Origin of the sequence: Hymenobacter coccineus, from assembly GCF_001816125.1 — a bacterium.
Taxonomy (GTDB): domain Bacteria; phylum Bacteroidota; class Bacteroidia; order Cytophagales; family Hymenobacteraceae; genus Hymenobacter; species Hymenobacter coccineus.
Genome location: NZ_MDZA01000221.1, coordinates 15,589 through 36,711, shown reverse-complemented (window position 1 = coordinate 36,711; position 21,123 = coordinate 15,589). Strand labels below are relative to the sequence as shown.

General features: G+C 60.5%; 13 protein-coding genes and 3 pseudogenes. 12 read left to right on the top strand and 4 right to left on the bottom strand.

Translation table 11 applies throughout. The features are described 5' to 3' along the window. Nucleotides 1–17: 17 nt before the first annotated feature. From BEN49_RS13175 to BEN49_RS25710, 8 genes are all read left to right on the top strand, one after another. A complete protein-coding gene (locus tag BEN49_RS13175; RefSeq protein WP_239691928.1) occupies nucleotides 18–1,466 on the top strand; it encodes an LptF/LptG family permease in 1,449 nt (482 codons plus the stop codon). Nucleotides 1,467–1,587: 121 nt separating this feature from the next. Then, nucleotides 1,588–1,863, top strand: coding sequence for a 30S ribosomal protein S15 (gene rpsO / locus BEN49_RS13170; RefSeq protein WP_070744125.1), 276 nt, complete (start codon nucleotides 1,588–1,590; stop codon nucleotides 1,861–1,863). A 209-nt stretch (nucleotides 1,864–2,072) separates the two neighbouring features. Beyond that, nucleotides 2,073–4,238, top strand: a complete 2,166-nt coding sequence (gene pnp, locus BEN49_RS13165) for a polyribonucleotide nucleotidyltransferase (protein WP_070744123.1) — start codon at nucleotides 2,073–2,075, stop codon at nucleotides 4,236–4,238. Between the two features lie 116 nt (nucleotides 4,239–4,354). Then, nucleotides 4,355–5,218, top strand: coding sequence for a sigma-70 family RNA polymerase sigma factor (locus tag BEN49_RS13160; RefSeq protein WP_068231931.1), 864 nt, complete (start codon nucleotides 4,355–4,357; stop codon nucleotides 5,216–5,218). A 145-nt stretch (nucleotides 5,219–5,363) separates the two neighbouring features. Next, nucleotides 5,364–6,299, top strand: coding sequence for a thioredoxin-disulfide reductase (gene trxB, locus BEN49_RS13155; RefSeq protein WP_070744143.1), 936 nt, complete (start codon nucleotides 5,364–5,366; stop codon nucleotides 6,297–6,299). Nucleotides 6,300–6,360: 61 nt separating this feature from the next. Further along, nucleotides 6,361–7,470: a peptidoglycan DD-metalloendopeptidase family protein gene (locus tag BEN49_RS13150; RefSeq protein WP_239691927.1), complete on the top strand. Its 1,110-nt coding sequence runs from the start codon at nucleotides 6,361–6,363 to the stop codon at nucleotides 7,468–7,470. A 175-nt stretch (nucleotides 7,471–7,645) separates the two neighbouring features. Then, a complete protein-coding gene (bshB1, locus tag BEN49_RS13145) occupies nucleotides 7,646–8,401 on the top strand; it encodes a bacillithiol biosynthesis deacetylase BshB1 (RefSeq protein WP_070744121.1) in 756 nt (251 codons plus the stop codon). A 72-nt stretch (nucleotides 8,402–8,473) separates the two neighbouring features. Further along, on the top strand, nucleotides 8,474–9,391 hold the full coding sequence (locus BEN49_RS25710; protein WP_125916850.1) for a DUF2971 domain-containing protein: 918 nt from the start codon (nucleotides 8,474–8,476) through the stop codon (nucleotides 9,389–9,391). Nucleotides 9,392–9,668: 277 nt separating this feature from the next. Here the strand turns inward: BEN49_RS25710 and BEN49_RS13140 are convergent, their stop codons facing one another. Further along, entirely contained in the window at nucleotides 9,669–12,854 is a 3,186-nt protein-coding gene (locus BEN49_RS13140) for a GH92 family glycosyl hydrolase (protein WP_070744120.1), read from the bottom strand. Nucleotides 12,855–12,994: 140 nt separating this feature from the next. Beyond that, nucleotides 12,995–13,669, bottom strand: a complete 675-nt coding sequence (locus tag BEN49_RS13135; protein WP_204376109.1) for an amidohydrolase family protein — start codon at nucleotides 13,667–13,669, stop codon at nucleotides 12,995–12,997. A 29-nt stretch (nucleotides 13,670–13,698) separates the two neighbouring features. Here BEN49_RS13135 and gpmA point away from each other — a divergent pair, with 29 nt between their 5' ends. Then, complete coding sequence (gpmA, locus tag BEN49_RS30570; protein WP_317040450.1) at nucleotides 13,699–14,841, top strand: 2,3-diphosphoglycerate-dependent phosphoglycerate mutase; 1,143 nt, start codon at nucleotides 13,699–13,701, stop codon at nucleotides 14,839–14,841. 67 nt (nucleotides 14,842–14,908) lie between these two features. Here gpmA and accC read toward each other — a convergent pair. Next, nucleotides 14,909–16,419: pseudogene (accC, locus tag BEN49_RS25705) on the bottom strand (acetyl-CoA carboxylase biotin carboxylase subunit). 218 nt (nucleotides 16,420–16,637) lie between these two features. Between accC and BEN49_RS13115 the strand changes: the two are divergent. Both BEN49_RS13115 and BEN49_RS30565 read left to right on the top strand, forming a co-directional pair. After that, nucleotides 16,638–17,876, top strand: a complete 1,239-nt coding sequence (locus BEN49_RS13115) for an aminotransferase class I/II-fold pyridoxal phosphate-dependent enzyme (RefSeq protein ID WP_070744114.1) — start codon at nucleotides 16,638–16,640, stop codon at nucleotides 17,874–17,876. A gap of 254 nt (nucleotides 17,877–18,130) precedes the next feature. Continuing rightward, nucleotides 18,131–18,304 (top strand): annotated as a pseudogene (locus BEN49_RS30565) (BF3379 family histone-like protein); the annotation flags it as partial. A gap of 198 nt (nucleotides 18,305–18,502) precedes the next feature. On the opposite strand, the pseudogene tyrS reads toward BEN49_RS30565, so the two are convergent. Next, a pseudogene (gene tyrS, locus BEN49_RS13105) lies at nucleotides 18,503–19,815 on the bottom strand (tyrosine--tRNA ligase). A 167-nt stretch (nucleotides 19,816–19,982) separates the two neighbouring features. Between tyrS and holA the strand changes: the two are divergent. Beyond that, complete coding sequence (gene holA / locus BEN49_RS13100) at nucleotides 19,983–21,044, top strand: DNA polymerase III subunit delta (protein WP_070744112.1); 1,062 nt, start codon at nucleotides 19,983–19,985, stop codon at nucleotides 21,042–21,044. Nucleotides 21,045–21,123 lie beyond the last annotated feature (79 nt).

Genomic DNA, 21,123 nt, shown 5'->3' with positions numbered 1-21,123 from the left:
ATTGTCTGGCCCTGCGCATGATCAAAAAACTCGACAAGCTTATTCTGAAGGCCTTTGCCGGGCCGTTTCTGCTCACGTTCGCGGTGGTGCAGTTTATCCTGCTCACCCAAACGCTGCTCAAGTACCTCGACGACATCATCGGCAAAGACCTAGGCCTGCCGGTTATCGGCAAGCTGCTGTTTTACCTGAGTGTGCTGATTGTGCCCACCTCGCTGCCGCTGGCTGTGCTGCTCTCTTCGCTGATGACGTACGGCAGCATGGGCGAGCACCACGAACTGACCGCCATTAAGGCTTCCGGCATTGCCCTTACGCGCATTCTGCGGCCAGTGCTGGTGGTGAGCGTGGGACTGCTGATGGCCTCGTTTTGGTTTAATAAGACCATCGTTCCTAAAGCCAATCTTAAAGCCTACAGCTTACTATGGGATGTGCGTCAACAAAAGCTGGCGTTGGATATTCGGGAAGGTGTATTCTATGGCGGCATTCCGGGCTACACCATTAAGGTGGACCACAAAACGGGCCCCAACAAGGACCGCCTGCACGGGGTGATGATTTATGACCATACCCAGCGCACTGGCAACGCCACGGTGATGCTGGCCGACTCCGGCCGCATGTTCACCCGTTTCAACGGGGCCTACTTGGGCCTGGAACTGTTTCACGGCCACAATTACGTGGAGCAACCCGATGCCCAGAACCGCGCCGGGGCCAGCTTTATCCGCCAGGGGTTTGACCACAATGTGGTAACGTTTTCGCTGGCCTCCTTTGATCTGAACCGCACGAAGGAGGAGCTGTTCCAGACCAACCGGATGATGCTCACCATTCCGCAGCTGCGCGCCGGCACCGATTCCCTCCAGCATAGCTTGGACCTGGCGCGCCAGCAAATGCCCCGCCAGCTCGACGCCTATTACACGTACCTGCGCTTCGACACGCTGGGGGCGGCGGCCAACCGCCGGGTGGCGCACTGGCAAGTGCCGGTGCGCCGCATGCCCAAGCTGACGGCCCCCATGGCAGAACAGGCGGCTAACCGAGCCCGCAATTTGCGCGAGTCGTTTAAGGTCACCGCCAACAAGCTTGATGATCTGGCCCGCAACTCGGCCCAGTACCGCGTCGAGATTTACAATAAGTACGCCCAGTCGGTGGCCGTGCTGCTCATGTTCCTCATTGGGGCCCCCCTGGGCTCCATCATCAAGAAGGGGGGGCTGGGCGTACCCATTCTGGTGTCCATTCTGTTCTTTATTGTGTACTACGTGCTCACTATTACGGGTACCAAGTACGCCAAGGAATTTGTGCTGCCTGTGGGTTTGGGCGTGTGGATGGCCAACCTGGTGCTACTGCCTGTGGGTTTGTTTTTGCTATTTCAGGCCTACAACGACTCGGGCTTACTGGAGGTGGACTTTTGGCGGCGCCTGCCTCGGCGCCTGGGCTTTCCGGGCCTGCGCCGGCTCACGAAGCCAAAGGGCGAAGAATAGGGCCCCAGTGCAATTTTTGTTGCTGTTTATTAATTAAACGGCGTACCTTTGCAGCACCCCGAAATGCGGGGTGCATTTTTTCATTTTTTAAATCCAAGACGGGGCCTGGCCCTATCCGCCGATGAAGCTTACCACCGAAGCAAAGCAGAATATTTTCGAGAAGAATAGCCTGCAACACGTTAAAACTGATACCGGCTCGGCCGAGGCCCAGATTGGCCTCTTCACCCACCGCATCAACCACCTGACGGAGCACCTGAAGGTGAACAAAAAAGACCACAGCACCCGCCTGGGCCTGCTGAAACTGGTAGGCAAGCGCCGCCGCATGTTGGACTACCTCCAGCACCGCGAAATTAACCGCTACCGCGCCATCATCAAAGAGCTGGGCATCCGTAAGTAAGTCCAATGCTTGAGAGTAGGGAGCCTTCCAGTGGGAGGTTCCCTACTCTTTTTTTGTCCTTTATTCTCCTTTGGAACTTAGAGCGAAGAACCAAGAGCTTAGACTTTTTTGGTCAAGCTTGCTGCTATTCATGGGTTTCGCTCGGAATATTTGCCTTCCCCATCCGGGCTCTAAGTTCTTGGCTCTAAAGTTCTAACTGTCCCTACTAAATGCCCGCCCCCCACGCCATTACCAAAACCCTGGCCCTGCCCGACGGCCGCCAGATTTCCATCGAAACTGGCAAGCTGGCCAAATTTGCCGACGGGGCCGTAGTGGTGCGCCTCGGCGATACCATGCTGCTGGCCACGGTGGTATCGGCCCCCAGCCAGCGCGACGGCGTTGACTTTCTGCCCTTGTCGGTTGACTATCAGGAAAAATTCGGTTCGGCCGGCAAAATTCCCGGCTCGTTTCAGCGCCGCGAAGGCCGCCTATCGGATTACGAAATCCTAATTTGCCGCCTTGTGGACCGCATCCTGCGGCCCATGTTCCCCAAAGACTACCACTACGAGGTACAGGTGATGATCACCCTTATCTCGGCCGATAAAGAAGTGCAGCCCGACGCCTTGGCTGCCCTGGCTGCTTCGGCTGCTCTCTCGATTTCGGATATTCCGTTTGCTGGCCCGATTTCGGAAGTACGCGTGGCTCGCATCGATGGCCAGTTCCAGATTAACCCCAAAACCTCCGACTTGGCCCGCGCCGATATGGACCTGATGGTGGGCGCTACTGCTGACTCCGTGGCCATGGTGGAAGGCGCCATGAAGGAAGTGAGCGAGGAAGAGATGGTTGCCGCCATCGCCTTCGGCCATGAAGCCATCAAGGCCCAGTGCCAGCTACAGAAGGACCTAGCCGAGGCCGTGGGGCGTACGCCCGAGTCGCAGCCCCGCGAGTACCCCAAATACGAGGAAAACGAGACGCTGAAAAAACTCATCAGCGATGGCGTGTACCAAGGGGCCTACGACGTGGCCCGCACCGGCAATACCAGCAAGGGCGGCCGCAAAGAAGGCTTCTCGGGGGTGAAAAAAGCCTTCCTGGACAAGCTGGTGGCGGAGCAGCCCGAGCTGGATATGAAGATGTTCAGCCGCTATTATTCATCGGCTGAGAAGAAGGCTATCCGTGACATGATGGTGAAGGAGCGGGTGCGCCTCGACGGCCGCCAGCTCACCGAAATTCGCCCCATCTGGTCGGAAATCAATTACTTGCCCGGGGCCCACGGCTCGGCCATCTTCACCCGCGGCGAAACCCAGAGCCTGACCACGGCCACGCTCGGCACCAAGCTCGATGAGCAAATCGTTGATCAGCCGCTGGCAAAGGGTTACTCCAAGTTTCTGCTGCACTACAACTTCCCCGGTTTCTCGACCGGCGAGGTGAAGCCGAACCGCGGCGCTGGCCGCCGCGAAATTGGCCACGGCAACTTGGCCCTGCGTTCGCTGCGCCAGGTGCTGCCCCCGGACGATGAGAACCCCTACACTATTCGCATCGTGTCGGACATCCTGGAGTCGAACGGCTCCAGCTCGATGGCTACGGTGTGTGCCGGTTCGCTGGCGCTGATGGACGCTGGCGTGAAGATCTCGGCCGCCGTGGCCGGCATCGCCATGGGCCTTGTGCAGGACAAGGAAACCGGTGAGTACGCCGTGCTTTCGGACATCCTGGGCGATGAGGACCACCTCGGCGACATGGACTTTAAGGTAACCGGCACGGAGAAAGGTATTTGTGCTTGCCAGATGGATATTAAGATCCAGGGCCTGAGCAATGAGATTTTGACCGCCGCGCTGCACCAGGCCCGCGAAGGCCGCCTGCACATCCTGCGCGAAATGGCCAAAACCATCAGCGCTCCTGCTGCTGAGTTGAAGGCCCACACGCCCCGCTCGCACAAAATGCTGATCGATAAAGAGTTTATCGGGGCCATCATCGGGCCAGGCGGCAAGGTTATCCAGCAGATCCAGAAGGATACCAACGCCACGGTCATCATCGAGGAGAAGGACGAAAAAGGCCACGTGAGCATCTACGCGGCCAACCAGACGGACATGCAGGGCGCCATCGACCGCATCCGGGCCATTGCGGCCCAGCCGGAAATCGGCGAAACCTACAAAGGCAAAGTGCGCAGCATTCAGCCCTACGGCGCGTTTGTGGAGATCATGCCGGGCAAAGACGGCTTGTTGCACATTTCGGAAGTGACGCACGAGCGCATCCAGAGCCTCGAAGGCTTGCTGGAAGTAGGCCAGGAAATTGACGTGAAACTGGTGGATATTGACAAGAAGACCGGCAAGTACCGCCTCTCGCGGAAAGTGCTGCTGCCAAAGCCTGAGGGCGCAGCCGCAGACAACGGCCAAGCGTAACACTAAGGCCCGAACTTTCGTCAAAGGAAGCCTGTTGGCTTCCTTTGACTCTCGGCCTATCGTTAGCTGTTATTCTTTGTCAACTATCAACCTAGTTATCGTCTTTACCTCTTTCCATGAGACAGTTAAAAATCAGCAAGCAGATTACCAACCGCGAAAGCCAATCGCTGGATAAGTACCTCCAGGAGATTGGCCGGGTGGATTTGCTCACCCCCGATGAGGAGGTGACCCTGGCCCAGCGCATCCGCGACGGGGACCAGCAGGCGCTGGAAAAGCTTACCAAAGCCAACCTGCGCTTTGTAGTATCGGTAGCAAAACAGTATCAGAATCAGGGCCTTAGCCTTGGTGATCTAATCAACGAGGGTAACTTAGGTTTGATTAAAGCGGCCAAGCGTTTCGACGAAACCCGCGGCTTTAAATTCATTTCTTATGCTGTGTGGTGGATTCGCCAATCCATCCTTCAGGCCTTGGCCGAGCAAAGTCGCATCGTGCGTTTGCCCCTCAATCGAGTGGGCTCGCTGAATAAAATCAGCAAGTCGTTCTCGGAACTGGAGCAGAAGTTCGAGCGCGAGCCTTCGCCCGAGGAAATCGCTGAAGTGCTGGAGCTGACTACCTCGGAAGTGGTGGACACGCTAAAGATTTCGGGCCGACACGTGTCGGTGGATGCGCCGTTTGTGCAAGGCGAGGAAAACCGCCTGCTCGACGTACTCGAAAATGAGGACGAGGAATCGCCCGACATGGCGTTGATGAACGACTCGCTCCGCAAGGAGGTGCAGCGCGCCTTGAGCACGCTCACCAAGCGCGAAGCTGACGTTATCACGCTGTACTTCGGACTGAACGGCGAAGCTGCTCTGACGCTTGAAGAGATCGGCGAGAAGTTCAACCTCACTCGCGAGCGAGTGCGCCAGATTAAAGAGAAGGCCATTCGCCGCCTGCGCCACACTTCGCGCTCAAAGGCGCTGAAACCTTATTTGGGTTAATTCTGCCTAATTTTGTACTGCATTAAAAACCCCGGCTGTAAGGTTGGGGTTTTTTGCTAGCGGCGGGGCTGCTGGCCCCGCTTTTTCATTTATCAGTCTTGGGGCCCCGGCCCCGCGCTATGGCCCCTGGGGCCCCTATTGCAACATGTCTGAACACCACAAGTGCCTGATCATTGGGTCGGGTCCCGCGGGCTATACCGCCGCTATTTACGCGGCCCGGGCCAACATGGCGCCCGTCATGTACATGGGCTTGCAGCCCGGTGGGCAGCTTACTATCACGAATGACGTGGAGAACTTCCCCGGCTACCCGGACGGCGTGATGGGCCCCGAGATGATGGAGGACCTGAAAAAGCAGGCTACCCGCTTCGGCACCGATATCCGTTACGGCATCGCCACGAAGGTGGATTTTTCGGGCCATCCGCACAAAATTACCATCGACGAAACCACGGAACTGACGGCCGACGCTGTGATTATTGCCACCGGGGCCTCGGCCAAGTGGCTGGGGCTGCCATCGGAAGCTCGGCTTAACGGTTCAGGCGTATCAGCCTGCGCCGTGTGCGACGGATTTTTCTACCGGGGCCAGGAAGTGGCCATCGTGGGCGCCGGCGATACGGCGGCTGAGGAAGCCACGTACCTGGCTAACCTGGCCAGTAAGGTGACCATGATTGTGCGAAAAGGCGAAATGAAAGCCTCGAAAATCATGCAAAAGCGGGTGCTCGATAACCCCAAGATTGAGGTACTGTTTGACACGGCAACCGATGAGATTTTGGGCGAGCACGCGGTGGAAGGCGTGCGGGTGAAGAACCTGCTGACCCACGAAATGCGGGAAATTGCGCTAACGGGCTTTTTCGTGGCCATTGGGCACGAGCCGAACTCCAAGATTTTCCAGCCTTACCTGCATCATGACGAGCAGGGCTACCTAAAAACGCTGCCTGGCACGAGCAAAACCAATGTGGACGGTGTATTTGCCTGCGGCGATGTGCAGGACTTCACCTACCGCCAAGCCGTGACGGCTGCTGGCACTGGCTGCATGGCCGCTCTCGACGCCGAGCGGTATTTGGCAACCATGGGCCTGCATTAATCCTGGTTTTCGCTTTGCCCCCTTGCTTTTGCTGAGTTTTAAATTAAATTTTCTGCGCTCCGTGGCGCTGCTCATGCTGCTGGCCGGCCTTGGCGCTGCTCCGGCAGGGGCCCAAACCCGGCGGCCCGCGCACCCCAAGAACGAGCGTACGGGCCGCCGGTCGGACTTTTTCCGGGTGAAAACCCCGCGCATGAAGTACGTGCGGCCCGACACCACGACCATCATCGAAACCGAGGAGATTCACGACGAAAACTCCGACGCGGCCAAATCGTTGCGCTTCAACCCGGCCAGGAAGCTGAGCATTGTGAGCGAGGATACGACCACGCTCAACGAGGGCGGGCAGGAGATTGTGGAGATGTCGGAGGAGGTGCTCATCGACTCGTCGTGGGTGAAGGTGGCGGGCTACTATTCCATCTGGGACACGCACAGCATCAACCCGTACCACGTGGACGGCCGCCGCTTCCGCGACTCGCTGAACCTGAAGCTGACCGACGCCAGCCGTGAGCGGTTCAGCCAGATGCCGATGGCGGCAACGCCCATCACGTCGGGCTTCGGCTTCAGGGGCTACCGCTGGCACTTCGGGGTGGACCTGGACCTGGAAACCGGCGACTCGGTGAAAGCCGTGTTTGACGGGGTAGTGCGCATTAGCAAATGGGACGGTGCGGGCTACGGCAACTACTTGCTGGTGCGCCACTACAACGGCCTGGAGACGCTGTACGGCCACCTTAGCAAGGCATTGGTGCCGGTGGGTACTTTCGTGAAGGCGGGCCAGCTCATTGCCTTGGGCGGGAGCACGGGCCACAGCTCGGGCTCGCACCTGCACTTTGAGGTGCGCTACCAAGGCAACCCCATCAACCCGATTCAGCTCTACGACTTCCCCGACAATAAGCTGCGCAAGGACAACTTCACCATCACCTCGGCGCTGTTTGACTACTACAGCCGGGCCTTGCAGCGTGGTGGGGGCAGCCTCACCGGCGGCCGGCGCAGCAGTGGCGGCAGTAGCCGCCGCAGCGAACCTAAGGCCGCTCGCGTGGTGGTAACGCACCGCGTGCGCTCCGGCGACACGCTCTCGGAGGTGGCCGAAAAGTACGGGGTGGGCCTGAGCACGCTCAAGCGCTTGAACCCGGGCGTCAAAAAACTGCAACCCGGTAAGAAGCTGCGCATCAAATAGAATCGCAGATTTTGCGGATTAACCGTGATTGCGCTGATTGCTGAGGTTGTGTTCTGCCTCCCTGGTCTACCCGTATTAGCACATTGACTCATTGTGCTTATTTCAATCAATTTCGTGATTGGGTGCGCAATGGATACGTAACGTGAAGGAATATCAACCTACAGCCGCGCACAAGATGCCTAGCACTGAGCACCAAATACCAAGCACCAAATTGGATATTCTGGCCCTGGGGGCCCATCCCGACGACGTGGAGATGTCGTGCGCCGGCACGTTGCTGGCGGCCCGCGCCGCGGGCAAAACCGTGGGCGTGGTTGACTTCACCCGTGGCGAGCTGGGCACCCGCGGCAGTGTAGAGATTCGGGCCGCCGAGGCTGCGGCGGCCAGCCAAATCCTGGGCCTGAGCGTGCGCGAAAACCTGGGCCTGCCCGACGGCTTCTTCCGCAACGACCGGGAGCACCAGCTGCCGCTCATCGCCGCGCTGCGCCGCTACCAGCCCGACGTTGTGCTGTGCAACGCCGTGGCCGACCGCCACCCCGACCACGGCAAGGGGGCCCAACTGGCCATCGACGCCTGCTTTTTGAGTGGCCTGCGCATGATTGAGACGCGGGACGAAAACGGCCAGCCCCAGGCCCCCTGGCGGCCCCGCAAGGTGTATCACTACATCCAGGACCAGCAACTGGTGCCTACGTTTGTGGTGGATATTACGCCGTACTGGCAGGGCAAGTGGGACGCCATCCACGCCTTCGGCAGCCAGTTCTTCAACCCCAATGCCGACCCCGGGGCCCCCGCCACGTACCTGTCGGGCCAGCAGTTCGAGCGCTTCATGGAAGCGCGGGCCCGCGAATTCGGTCACATCATCGGGGTAGAATTTGGGGAAGGCTTCACATCTGCCCGGCCGGTGGGCGTGCGCGAGGTGACGGAGTTGGTGTAGTTGTGGAAGCGGAGCTAGATACGAGTGGACTGTTTTTAATAAGAATTCACGTCCACTAGAAATAATAATTTAGTGGCAATCGTAGATTTAGAAACGCATAACGGTAATGAGCTGTTTTATAGCTTATCTAGTTATTTTTTTAAATTAAATCTTGATATGGAACCTACGATCGAAAAACCTCAAATTGATTTAGATAAGCTGTATCATTATTCTACACCAGGTGGATTCAATGGAATACTGCGAAGCAGATCTTTGTGGATGACTAATATTCAATATCAGAATGATATTGAAGAGTATAAATATGCTACTAAATTAGCTTTTGAAGTAATTAAGGAAGACTATCCGGGAATTAATCAGACAGCACTTTTTATAGATTCTAATATAGTGCATATTTATACATTCTCTTTAACAGAGCAAAATGATCTACTGTCTCAATGGCGAGGATATAGCCCTAACGGAGGTTTTGCTTTCGCCTTCAATAAAGAATTATTGGAAAGTGTTGTGAAAGATAATAACTTAGAATTGGTCAGGTGTATTTATGATAAAGATGAACAGAAGGAATATATTCGTTCTAAAGTAATAGGTATGCAACCTGCTGACTTTTTAGAGATGCAAGCGAAATCTGCTCAAGTATCACATGATAATAATACAGGCGAAGGTTATCGATATAATATGTTTATTCGTGGAATGCGAGCTTTAACTATATCATACCATGCAGCACGCCTTAAGCATCCAAAATTTGCAGAAGAGAAAGAATGGCGGCTGATAAAAAGACTTTCTGAGTCTGAAATAGATAATGTGAAATTGAGGGAAGGAAAAGATATACTTATTCCTTATGTAGAAATTCCGTTAGTAGATAAAGACAAGCAAATTAAGTTTTCATCCATAATAGTTGGTCCAGGGTCACGACAAGATTTAGCAAAGCAAGCTTGTAGCTTAATTCTGTGTGATGACATAATAGCCTCAGATATTCCTTACAGAAATTGGTAAAATTAAAAAGATATGTAAGAAAAAAGGATTAATTAATGTAAACAATTAGGGCCCCGACATATTTGGCGGGGCCCTAATTGTTTACGCAGATTTCAATACCCTATTCCCATTCCCGCGGGCCAGCTTTGCCAAGTCGGCGTGGCCATTTGTAGACCGTTGAGGAAGGCTTTGCCGGGGGCATTGGGAGATGGAAAACAGCCCGCAGCCGAAACCGCAAGTAGCCACAGCGGCTTCGAGCGGCGAAGCGTGAACCCTACCCCAGGGCCCCTACACGGACCTATTTCCCTCCCTCAATGCCCCACTGCTCGTTGGGCTGGGGCCCCATGGTGAGCACCAGCGAACCGCCGCGCAGCAGTTCGGTAGCGGGGAAGTGGAAGGATTGCAGGGGCTTGCCGTTTAGCGTGGCGGCTTGCACGTAGAGGTTGCGGCGGGAAGCGCCTTTGGCTTCGATGGTAAACTGCTGGCCGCGCCCGAAGCGCTGGCCTAAGTCAATTTCGATTTTTGGGTAGAGTGGGCTGCCAATCTCGTACTGGGGGGCGGCGCTGGTACCGCCGTCGGTTTGGAACAAGCCCAGGGCGGCCATCACCAGCCAGGCGCTCATTTGGCCCTGGTCCTCGTCGCCGAGGTAGGCGTTGCCCACGCCGTAGCCGTAGTAGCGCGCCAGGATGGAGCGGCTCCACTTTTGGGTAGACCACGGCTTGCCGGCCCAGTTGAATAAAAAGGCGAAGTGCATGGATTGCTGGTTGCCCTGCACCACGGGGTAGTTCCAGTACTGGTCGTTCAGGCCGTTGTAGCGCCACGGCTCGCTTTCGCGGAAGCCCCATTCCAGCCGGTCGGTAAAGGCTTGCCGGCCCACCCGGCCGACCAGCGCGGGAACGTCCTGGGGCACGAAAAATGTGAGCTGCCAGGCGTTGCCCTCTACGTACTGCTCGTTGGCGCCGCTGCGGAACGGGTCGAAGTTCTTCGTCCAGGCGCCGCTGCTGAGGCGGGTGTGGCTGTAGCCGGCGCTGTCCAGGGTGTTCTGCCACCAGTAGCCGCGGGCGTTGAACTGCTGGTACACGTCGGCCTGGCCCAGCGATTTGGCCAACTGCCCCACCGTCCAGTCGTCGAACGAGTATTCCAGGGAATTGGAAAACCGGCCTTTGTCGGCGGGGACGTAGTGGTATTGCTGGTAGGCCAGCAGGTCGCGGTTGCCGGCAAAGCCGGTGAATACTTTTTGCGCCGGGGTGGTCTGCATTTTGACGGCGGCGGCCAGCACTTTGTCGGCGTCGAAGTCGCGGATGCCCATCTGGTAGGCCCCCACCATTTGCGGGATTTCGTGCTCGGCCACCATCACCGGCACGTAGTTCAGGCCGGCGGGGCCCTTGGCCAGCCAGCCGTAGGCGTCGTAGAGCGCCAGTTGCGAGCGCACCCAGCGGCTGCTCCACTCCGGCGTCAGCAGGTTCCACACCTGGTTCAGGTTCCAGAAGGTGTTCCAAAAAGCATCGCAGCCCAGGGCCACGTCGTCGGGCTGGGGCAGGCGGTGGGCCTGGCCATCAGTGCCGCGCCAGTCGCCGTTGGTGTCGCTCCAGGTGTTGCGGCTGCACAGCGAGCGGTACAGAGCGTTGTAGAAGCGTACTTTTTCCAGGCGGTTGGTGCTCGTGATGCGCACGCGGTTGAACAGCTCGTTCCAGGCGTCGAGCTGGTGCTGGCGCACGGCTTCGAAGCGCCAGCCGAAGGGCCCCGTTACCTCCGTTTGCAGGTTTTGGGCGGCGTTGGCAATGCTGACCAGCGACAGGCCGGAGCGCACCTGCACCACCGGGTGCGCGGCGGCGTCAAACTCGGCAAACAAGCCGGCTTCCTTTAAGTCTTTCGCGCTGAAGGTGGTGCCGTACTGAACGCGGCCGTCGAGCCAGCCGCCGAGCCGCTTGATGGGCTGGTCGAACTCCACCACAAAGTGCAGCGTGTAGTCCTGCGACGCATCGTTGCTCCACACGCCCGCCGAAAACTGGTGGACGGCGCCCTCCAGGCGGTACGCACTCACCTGCTTGACCTGTACTTCTTTAAGCTGGTAGTCGTACTCGGCCGGAATGTGAAAATCGAGCAACACGCGGGCGCTGTCGCGGTTGGCGGGGAAGGTGAAGCGCTCCATGCCGCAGCGGGTGGTGGCGGTAACTTCCGCCCGAATGCCGTAGTCGGCCAGCTGCACCTTGTAGTAGCCGATGGGGGCCTCTTCCGTCCGCTTATCAATGCGCGAGCGGTAGCCCGGCCCCGGCCGCAGCTCGTCGCCGATGGTGGTTTGGAGCTTGCCATTGGTGGCAAACACGCCCAGGCCAGCCATCGTCCACTCGTGCACGTGGCTGAAGGTGCCCACGCTCTCGTAGGTGGGCTGGTAGCCGGCCTGCCAGCCGGCGTTCTGGTTGTCGGGACTCATCTTCACCATGCCGAAGGGCATCCAGGGGCCCGGCGCAATCATCCAGCGGGAGTGGGCCGTGCCCAGGCGGGTATCCACGTAGTTGGCCAGGGTTTGGGCCGGCTGGGGCCCCCGGCGCACCGTGCCTTCCTCGATGAGCTTCCCATTTTCCAGGACCCGGTACTGGCTACGGGTAGGGGCGGCCACCGCGGGCATCGGGGCTTCAAACTCGTAGCTGCCCTGCTCCACGGTTTCGCTGAAAATCGTGCGGCCGTCCAGCTGCACGCTCAGGGTGGGGGCCCCCCGGATGTGCTCCACGCCCACCAGCAAGGGCTGCTGCCGTTGGCCCGGGGCCCCCAGCTCGTAGGCCGCCGGGGCCACGCGGCGCACGAACAGTTGCCGGGGCGGCTGCACGGCCACCGGCGCGGTGCTCAGCAAGCTCACCTGGTCGAAGAGAATCCACGAGCCCTCCGTCACGGTGATGACCACGCTGTTGCCGCCCGGTCGGAGCACCCCCGCGCCGATGGGAATTTCGACGATTTTGGGGGTGGCTGCGGCCAGGTTGCCACTGAGGGCGGCGGTGTCAACGGCGGGTTCGGTGAGGGTGGGGCGGCGCTGCTGGCGCACGTCGTAGCCGGCCGCGCTCAGCTGGAGGCGTTCCTCCTGGCCGTTGATGCTGACTTTGAGCAGCGGCAAAAACGTTTTAGCATAATCAGCCAGCCGAATGACGAGCTTGTATTTGGCCGCGGCGGGCAGCTGTGGTAGAGTAAAGAGCAGGTTCACCTGGTTGGTGCGCCAGCCAGCGGTGTTCCAGGTGCCGCCCCACGTGTCCACGGGGCCCGGCAGCACGTAGGGGAAGTCCTGCCGCGCCCGGGAAGCGCTGATGAAAAAACACTTGTCCTCGTAGCCAAAGTCGCGGCCCACAAACTGGCGAAAGCCAGCGGGGGCCAGCGCAAATTCGGCCCCCGACTGATCGGCCCGGCCCACTTGCCACACCACGCGCTCCTGGGCTTGCGATGTGCCGATGCTGCCCGAAAGCATCAGGAGCAGCCAGAAAAGATTTTTTTTCATGCGTGGCTCCTCGGGAATGCGTTGGTGACCGGACAAAGTAAAAGGCTTCGGTAGCGTGGGAGCGTTTGGGAGGGGTGTTTTTTAAAGGGGGTGAAGGTAAGTTACTTAGGTAATTTAGCAGGGCAGGACTGGGGCCATATTCACAGCACCAGCTTCAGTACCCGGTCGGCGTTGCCGTGGGCCAGCTTTTCCAAGTCGGCGGGGGGCATTTGCAGGCCGTCGAGGAAGGCTTTGCCGGGGGCGTTGGGGGCGAAGGGGTAATCGATGGAAAACAGGATGCGGTCGAGGCCGAAGGTGGCCAGGGCGGCTTCGAGCGGCGGGCTGGTGAAAATGCCGCTGGTGGTGAGGTACACCTGGTCGCGCAGGGTTTGGGACACGGTGCGCGGGAGCTGGGTTTCGGCCTGGGGCATCACCTGGTCGCAGCGGGCCATCATCACGGGCAGGGTTTCGCCCATGTGGCCGATGATGAGCTGGAGGCGCGGGTACCGGTCGAGCGTGCCCGAGAGGACGAGGCGCAGCACGTGCACGGCGGTTTCGGCGTGCCAGCCGAAGCCGGCCATGGCCAGGCGCTGGTCGAGGCCGTGGGGCAGGTGGCTGTAGTAGGCGTCGCGCACGGCCTGGGGCGGGATGCCGGGGTGCAGGTACAGCGGCACGCCCAGGGCCTCGGCCCGGGCCAACAACGGGGCAAACTGCGGGTCGTCGAGAAACAAGCCGTTGATGGTGCCGCTCAGCAGGGCCCCCACGAAACCGTGGGTTCCACGGTGCGGGCCAGCTCGTCGGCGGCCGCGGCGGGGCGGTGGTGGGCAGGTGCGCAAAGCCGGCGAAGCGGCTGGGGTGCGCGGCAATGGCCTGGGCCAGGCGGTCGTTGTATTCGCGGGCGAAGGCGGGGCTCTCGGTGGGCGGCAGCAGCTCGGCGCCGGGCCCCGCCACCGACAGCACTTGCACCGTGACGCCGGCCTCGTCCATCAGGCGCAGGCGCAGGGGCCCTATTTCTGCTAGTTTTTCCTGCTGCGCGTGCACCGGCGAGTTGGGGGCATCGGCGGTGGGCCAGCCCGCTTGCGCCCGCACGGCGGGGCTGATGCGGTCGACCAAGTCGGGAAAGGAAACGTGTTCTTCGAGGGCAACGATGCGCATGGCCGGGAGGGGGGTTGGTAGACGAAGGGATGCTTCGGTTGAACGGCCGGCCGGGCGGCGGGTTGGGGCCCTGCGCCGGGCCCTGAGGGCCCAACTTCATCAAGCCCGACGGTTGGGCCGAGTACCTTGCGGCCTCCCCCTTAACTTGAAATTTGAGCCCCGCATGGAAAAACTTGTGCTGCTGCGCCACGGCGAAAGCGTATGGAACCAGGAAAACCGCTTCACGGGCTGGACCGACGTGGACCTGACGGAAGCCGGCCGCCAGCAGGCCGTGCACGCCGGCCAGCTGCTGAAAGCCAACGGCTACGCCTTCGACCTCGGCTTCACGTCGGTGTTGAAGCGGGCCATCAAAACGCTCAACATCGCGCTCGAAGAGATGGACCAGCTCTGGGTGCCGGTGCAGAAATCGTGGCGCCTGAACGAGCGGTTCTACGGGGCCCTGCAAGGCCTCAACAAGGCCGAAACCGCCGTCCAGTACGGCGACGAGCAGGTGCAGCAGTGGCGCCGCGACCCCCACGCGCACCCGCCGGCCATCACCCCCGACGACCCACGCTTCCCCGGCCACGACCTGCGCTACCAGCACCTCACCAACCGCGAGCTGCCCCTGACGGAAAACCTGGCCGAGACGATGGCGCGCGTCATGCCCTTCTGGACCGAGAAAATTATGGGGGCCCTGCGCCGCAACCAGAAGGTGATTGTGTGCGCCCACGGCAACAGCCTGCGCGCCCTGGTGCAGTATATCGACCACCTCTCGGACGAGGAAGTGACCAACCTGGACATCCCCACCGGCGTGCCGCTGGTGTATGAGCTGGACGATAATCTGGACCGGATTCGGCACTACTATTTGCAATAACGAGCAAGCAAACGCCCCCGGCCGATTCGGCCGGGGGCGTTTGCTTTTGGGTAAATGCGGGCCGTGCTTACCGCACGCCCAGGCGGTTGCGCCGCCAGCCGGAGGCGGCTGGGGCCCCCGCGGCGTCGGCGGCGCCGGGGCCTGGGGTTGCTTGGTTTCGAGCAGCATGGCCACCAGGGCGGCGGCTACCTGGGCGGTGGCCTCGTCGGGGGCGGGCGGGGTGAGGGCCCCGGCGGGGAAATGGTCGCGGATGAAGTTGGTGTCGAACTGCCCGCTCACGAAAGCGGGGTGGCGCAGCACGTAGGCCCCGAAGCCCAGCGTGGTTTCGATGCCCGTAATCTGGTACTCGTCGATGGCGCGCAGCATCCGGGCAATGGCCTCGGCGCGGTCGGCCCCAAAAGTCACCAGTTTGGCAATCATCGGGTCGTAGTAAATCGGGATTTCCATGCCCTGCTCGAAGCCGTCGTCGACGCGCACGCCGGGGCCCTGGGGGCGCACGTAGGTCGTGAGGGTGCCGATGTCGGGCAGGAAGTTGTTCTGCGGGTCTTCGGCGTACACGCGCAGCTCCAGGGCGTGGCCCTGGATGGTCAAATCTTCCTGGCGGAAGGGCAGGGGCTGGCCCTCCGCGATGCGGATTTGCTCCTTCACCAGGTCGAGGCCCGTGATTTGCTCTGTCACGGGGTGCTCCACTTGCAGGCGCGTGTTCATCTCCAGGAAGTAAAACTTGTGGTTTTCGTCGAGCAAAAACTCTACTGTGCCGGCCCCGGTGTAGTTGCAGGCGCGGGCCACGTCCACGGCCGCGCGGCCCATTTCGGCGCGTAGCTCCGGCGTGAGCACCGACGACGGCGCTTCCTCAATCACCTTCTGGTGGCGGCGCTGGATGCTGCACTCGCGCTCGAAGAGGTGCACAATGTTGCCGTGCTCGTCGCCGAGTACCTGGATTTCGATGTGGCGCGGCGAGCCGATGTACTTCTCGATGAACACCGCCCCGTCGCCGAACGCCGACGTGGCCTCCGACACCGCCAGCTGCATTTGCTCCACAAATTCGGCCGCGTGGTTCACCACGCGCATGCCCTTGCCGCCGCCACCAGCCGAAGCCTTGATGAGGATCGGGAAGCCGACTTGTTCGGCAATGGCCTGGGCGGCGGGCACGTCGGTAATGGCCTCCTCGGTGCCCGGCACCAGCGGAATGTCAAAATCGGCCACCGCAGCCTTGGCGGCCAACTTGCTGCCCATCAGCTCCATGGCCTCGGGCGAGGGCCCCACGAAAATGAGGCCCGCCGCGCGCACGGCGCGGGCAAAGCCGGCGTTTTCGCTCAGGAAGCCGTAGCCGGGGTGGATGGCGTCGACGCCTAATTCCTTACAAATTTCGATGATTTTGTCGCCCCGCAGGTAGCTGTCTTTGGAGGCTGGGGGCCCCACGCACACGGCCTCGTCGGCGTAGCGCACGTGCAAGGCGTTGCGGTCGGCTTCGGAGTAGATGGCGACCGTCTGGAGGCCCATTTCCTTGGCCGAGCGCAGCACGCGCAGGGCAATTTCGCCGCGGTTGGCAACAAGCAGTTTGGTGATTTTTTTCATGCGGCGGGTGGGAGAGCGGGCAGTGTAGGCGCAAAGAAAGCGGCAAACCGCGCCGCCGCCGCTAAACCCTGGCGGGCCGAGCGGGTTGTTAAGCCTAAATTATGTACAACCCCGGCCCGGGGTTATCTTTGTAATTGGCCTTATTATAAGACAGCGCTTCAAGTTGGCCCGCCGGGCCTCCCCTTCCTTTTACCATCCATTTTACCACCCGTTTTTCTGTGGATATTTTTGACCGCATCGCCGCCAACCGGGGCCCGCTGGGCTCGCACTCGCACTACGCCGACGGCTATTTCGCATTTCCGAAGCTGGAAGGTGAAATTCAGCCCCGCATGATGTTCCGCGGCAAGGAAGTGCTCACCTGGAGCCTGAACAACTACCTCGGCCTGGCCAACCACCCCGAAGTGCGGCAGGCCGACATCGACGGCGCCGCCGCCTACGGCATGGCCTACCCCATGGGGGCCCGCATCATGAGCGGCAACTCGACGCTGCACGAGCAGCTCGAAATCGAGCTGGCCGACTTCGTGCACAAGCCCGCCGCGCTGCTGCTCAACTTCGGTTACCAGGGCGTGGTGAGCATCATCGATGCGCTGGTGAGCCGCCACGACGCCATTGTGTACGACGCCGAGTCGCACGCCTGCATCATCGACGGGGTGCGCCTGCACCAGGGCAAGCGGTTTGTGTTTACCCACAACGACATGGCCAGCCTCGAAAAGCAGCTCGAGCGCGCCAAGCGCCTGACCGACGAAACCGGCGGCGGCATTCTGGTCATCACCGAGGGCATGTTTGGCATGTCGGGCAACCTGGGCAAGCTGCCCGAAATTGTGGCCCTGAAGGCTAAATTCGACTTCCGCATCTTCGTCGACGACGCCCACGGCTTCGGCACGCTGGGGCCCACCGGAGCCGGCACGGCCGAGCATTTGGGCGCCATCGAGGGCGTGGACCTAATCTTTTACACCTTCGCCAAGAGCATGGCCAGCATCGGCGCATTCGTGGCAGGCACCAAAACGGTTATTGAATATTTGCGATACAACATGCGCAGCCAGATTTTCGCCAAATCGCTGCCCATGCCGCTCGTAATAGGGGCCCTGAAGCGCTTGGAGCTAATTCGCAGCCACCCCGAGTACCGCGAAAAGCTCTGGACCGTGGTGCGGGCCTTGCAAAGCGGCTTGCGCGAAAAAGGCTTCAACATCGGCACCACCGAATCGCCGGTAACGCCGGTGTTCCTGAACGGGGAAATATCTGATGCAACGGCTCTTACCTTCGATCTACGCGAGAATCACGGCATTTTCTGCTCCATCGTGGTGTACCCCGTGGTGCCCAAGGGCGTGATTATGCTGCGCCTGATTCCCACGGCCATGCACTCGCTGGCCGACGTGGAGGAAACCATCCGGGCCTTCGAAATCATGGCCGCCAAGCTCGACAAGGGTTTGTACAGCAATGCCGCTCTGCCGGTCTAATTCGCCATTGCCTTGCGCTGCGCGCCGGCTGCCCGAGGGGTAGCCGGCGCGTTTGTTTTAGCACTATGCCAAGATGGACGAGCGGAGAAGAATTCGCTGCGTTGGCGGTTTTTCAACTAAAAACTGCTTTTCTGCGTAATGCGGGGACATTGAAAAAATAACTAAAAGTTGCTTGCATTTGAAATCCCTGTATATTAGGGCCGTCTAAATACTTCAACCTGTTTCTTTCCCCCATTCCAACCCCCCAAATCTCCATGAACAACTTTGCAAAACTGAAAGACCTGGTACTCTCGCTGGAAGGCGATTTCGACAAGTTTTACGATAAGCACAACGCTGCCGCCGGCACCCGCGTCCGCAAGGGCATGCAGGAGCTGAAGACGATGGCCCAGGAGTTCCGCACCGAGGTGCAGAACATGAAGAACACCACTGAAGCCCCCGCTGCAGCTCCCAAGGCCGCTGCTAAGAAGGCTGCTCCGGCCGCTGCCGCCAAAAAGGCAGCCCCCGCTGCCGCCAAGAAAGCCGCTCCGGCCAAAAAGAAGTAAGCACTCGGCCACTTCGGCCCCAAAAAAGGGTCCCACCATCCGGTGGGGCCCTTTTTTTGGAGCCTGTTCCGTCTGGGCGGGGCCCTAGGTCAGCTCAACGAGGTAGTAGTTTTTCTTGCCGCGCTGCACCACCAGGTACTTGCCGTGCAGCAGGGGCAGCTCGGCCACCGGCGCGTCGGGCGAGGTGGCTTTCTGGCCGTTCAGGCTGAGGCCGTTGGCCTGGATGAGCTTGCGCACTTCGCCGCGCGAAGGAAAGATTTGCTGGCCCGTGGCTTCGCTCAGCAGCACGGCTATGTTTAGGGCCCCAGCGTCGGCGCGGGGCACGCGCAGGTGGGGCACGCCGGCAAACACGTCGCGCAGGGTGGCCTCGTCCAGGGCCCCCAGGTCGCCGCCGCCGAAGAGCACCTGCGAGGCGGCCAGTGCCGCTTCGTAGGCCGCCGCGGAGTGCACGCGGATGGTGACGTCCTGGGCCAGGGCCTTTTGCAGCGTTTTCGCGCCGGGGTTTTGGGCGTGTTGGGCCTCCAGGGCGTTGATTTCCTCTTCGTTCAGCAGCGTGAACACGCGGATGAGGCGGGGCGCGTCGGCGTCGTCGGCGCGCAGGAAAAACTGGTAGAACTGGTAGGGCGACGTCAGGGCCGGGTCGAGGAACACGGCCCCGCTCTCCGACTTGCCGTACTTGGTGCCGTCGGCCTTGGTGATGAGCTGGCCGGTGAGGGCGTAGGCCTTGGCCTCGGGGCCCCCGAGGCGCCGAATCAGCTCGGTGCCGGTGGTAATGTTGCCCCACTGGTCGCTGCCGCCCATTTGCAGGGTGCAGTTCAGTGACTTATACAGGTGGAAAAAGTCGTAGCCTTGCAGCAGTTGGTAGCTGAACTCGGTGTAGCTGATGCCCTCGCTGCCCCCGGCGGCGGCGCCGTCCTCGGGGCCCCCAATGCGGCGCTTCACCGAATCCTTGGCCATCATGTAGTTCACGGTGAGGTGCTTGCCCACGTCGCGCAGGAAATCCAGGAAGCTGAACGCCTTGAACCAGTCGTAGTTGTTGACCACCAGGGCCCCGGTGGGCGAGTCGTTGAAGTCCAAGAACTTCTCCAGCTGGCCTGGATGCCGGCCTGGTTGGCGCGCAGCGTGGCCTCGTCGAGCAGGTTGCGCTCGGCCGACTTGCCACTGGGGTCGCCGATCATGCCGGTGGCGCCGCCCACCAGGGCCACGGGGCGGTGGCCGGCGCGCTGCAAGTGCATGAGCAGCATGATGCTGGCCAGGTTGCCGATGTGCAGCGAGGCCGCCGTGGGGTCGAAGCCGATGTAGCCCGACACGGGCGCGGCGCTGGCCAAGTGCTCGGCGGTGCCGGGCATGGCGTCGTGCAGCATGCCGCGCCAGGTCAGTTCGTCAATGAGGTTCAATTGGTAAATGAGTGAATGAGTGAATGAGTGAATAAGCCGGGGGCCCTACTCGGAAAAATGTGCGTCGGAAACGCCGCGCCAAAGGTACTAGGCGGCTTTACCTTTGCCGATAGGGAATGAGCGGGCCGCCTATTCATTCACCCATTCACCCATTCACTTATTCACCCTTGGTACAAGACGCCGACGCCATTTTTAAGCAGCTGCGGCAGCGGCAGTACCAGCCCGTGTACTTTTTGCAGGGCGAGGAGCCGTACTACATCGACGTGGTGGCCGATTTGATTGAGAAAATGGCCCTGCCCGAGGCCGACCGCAGCTTCAACCAGGCCATCATTTACGGCAAGGATGTGGACGTGGCGGGCGTGCTGGGCCAGGCCAAGCGTTTCCCGATGATGGCCGAGCGCACGGTCGTCATCGTAAAGGAGGCCCAAACCATTGCCGACCTGGAGCAGGACCGGAGCTGGCCCTTCCTGGAAGCCTACCTCAAAAACCCGCTCGCCAGCACCGTACTGGTGCTCTGCTACAAGCACAAAACCCTCGACAGCCGCAAGAAGCTTGGCAAGCTGCTGGCCGGCAAAGACGCCCCCGGCGCGGTGCTGATGACCAGCAAGAAGCTCTACGACAGCCAGGTGCCGGCCTGGCTCACGGCCCACGTGCGGGGCCTGGGCCAGCAGATAACCGGGCAAGCCACGGCCCTGCTGGCCGAGTACATCGGGGCCGATTTGAGCCGGTTGGCCAACGAAATCGACAAGCTGGTGCTCAACCTCCAGCCCGGCCAGGCCATCGACGAGGACCTGGTGCAGCGGCTGGTGGGCATCAGCAAGGAGTACAACATCTTTGAGCTGCAAAAGGCCCTCGTGCAGCGCGACGTGCTGAAGGCCAACCGCATCCTGGGCTACTTCGCCGCCAACCCCAAAGCCAACCCGCTCATCCCCAACCTCACGCTGCTCTTCGGCTTTTTCAGCAAGCTGATGGTGCTGCACCAGGCCGGCCCCAACCCCACGGACGGCGTTTTTAAGGGTCTGGGCATCATGAACGGCTTCGCTCAAAAGGAGTACCAGCACGCCTTGAAAGCCTACCCCGCAGCGCGGGTCGTGGACATCATCCACCTCATCCGCCGGGCCGATGCCCAGAGCAAAGGCATCGAAAGCGGCAGCATGGACGACGGCGAAATCCTGCGCGAGCTGGTCTGGCTGATTCTCCACGCCGTGCCGGCCGGCGTGGTAGCGTAGCAAGAGGGGTAGCGTGGACGCTGCAAGTCGCGCGTTTCGTCCCGCCGTGCAGCGACCGTTCAAACGCGCGGACTTGCAG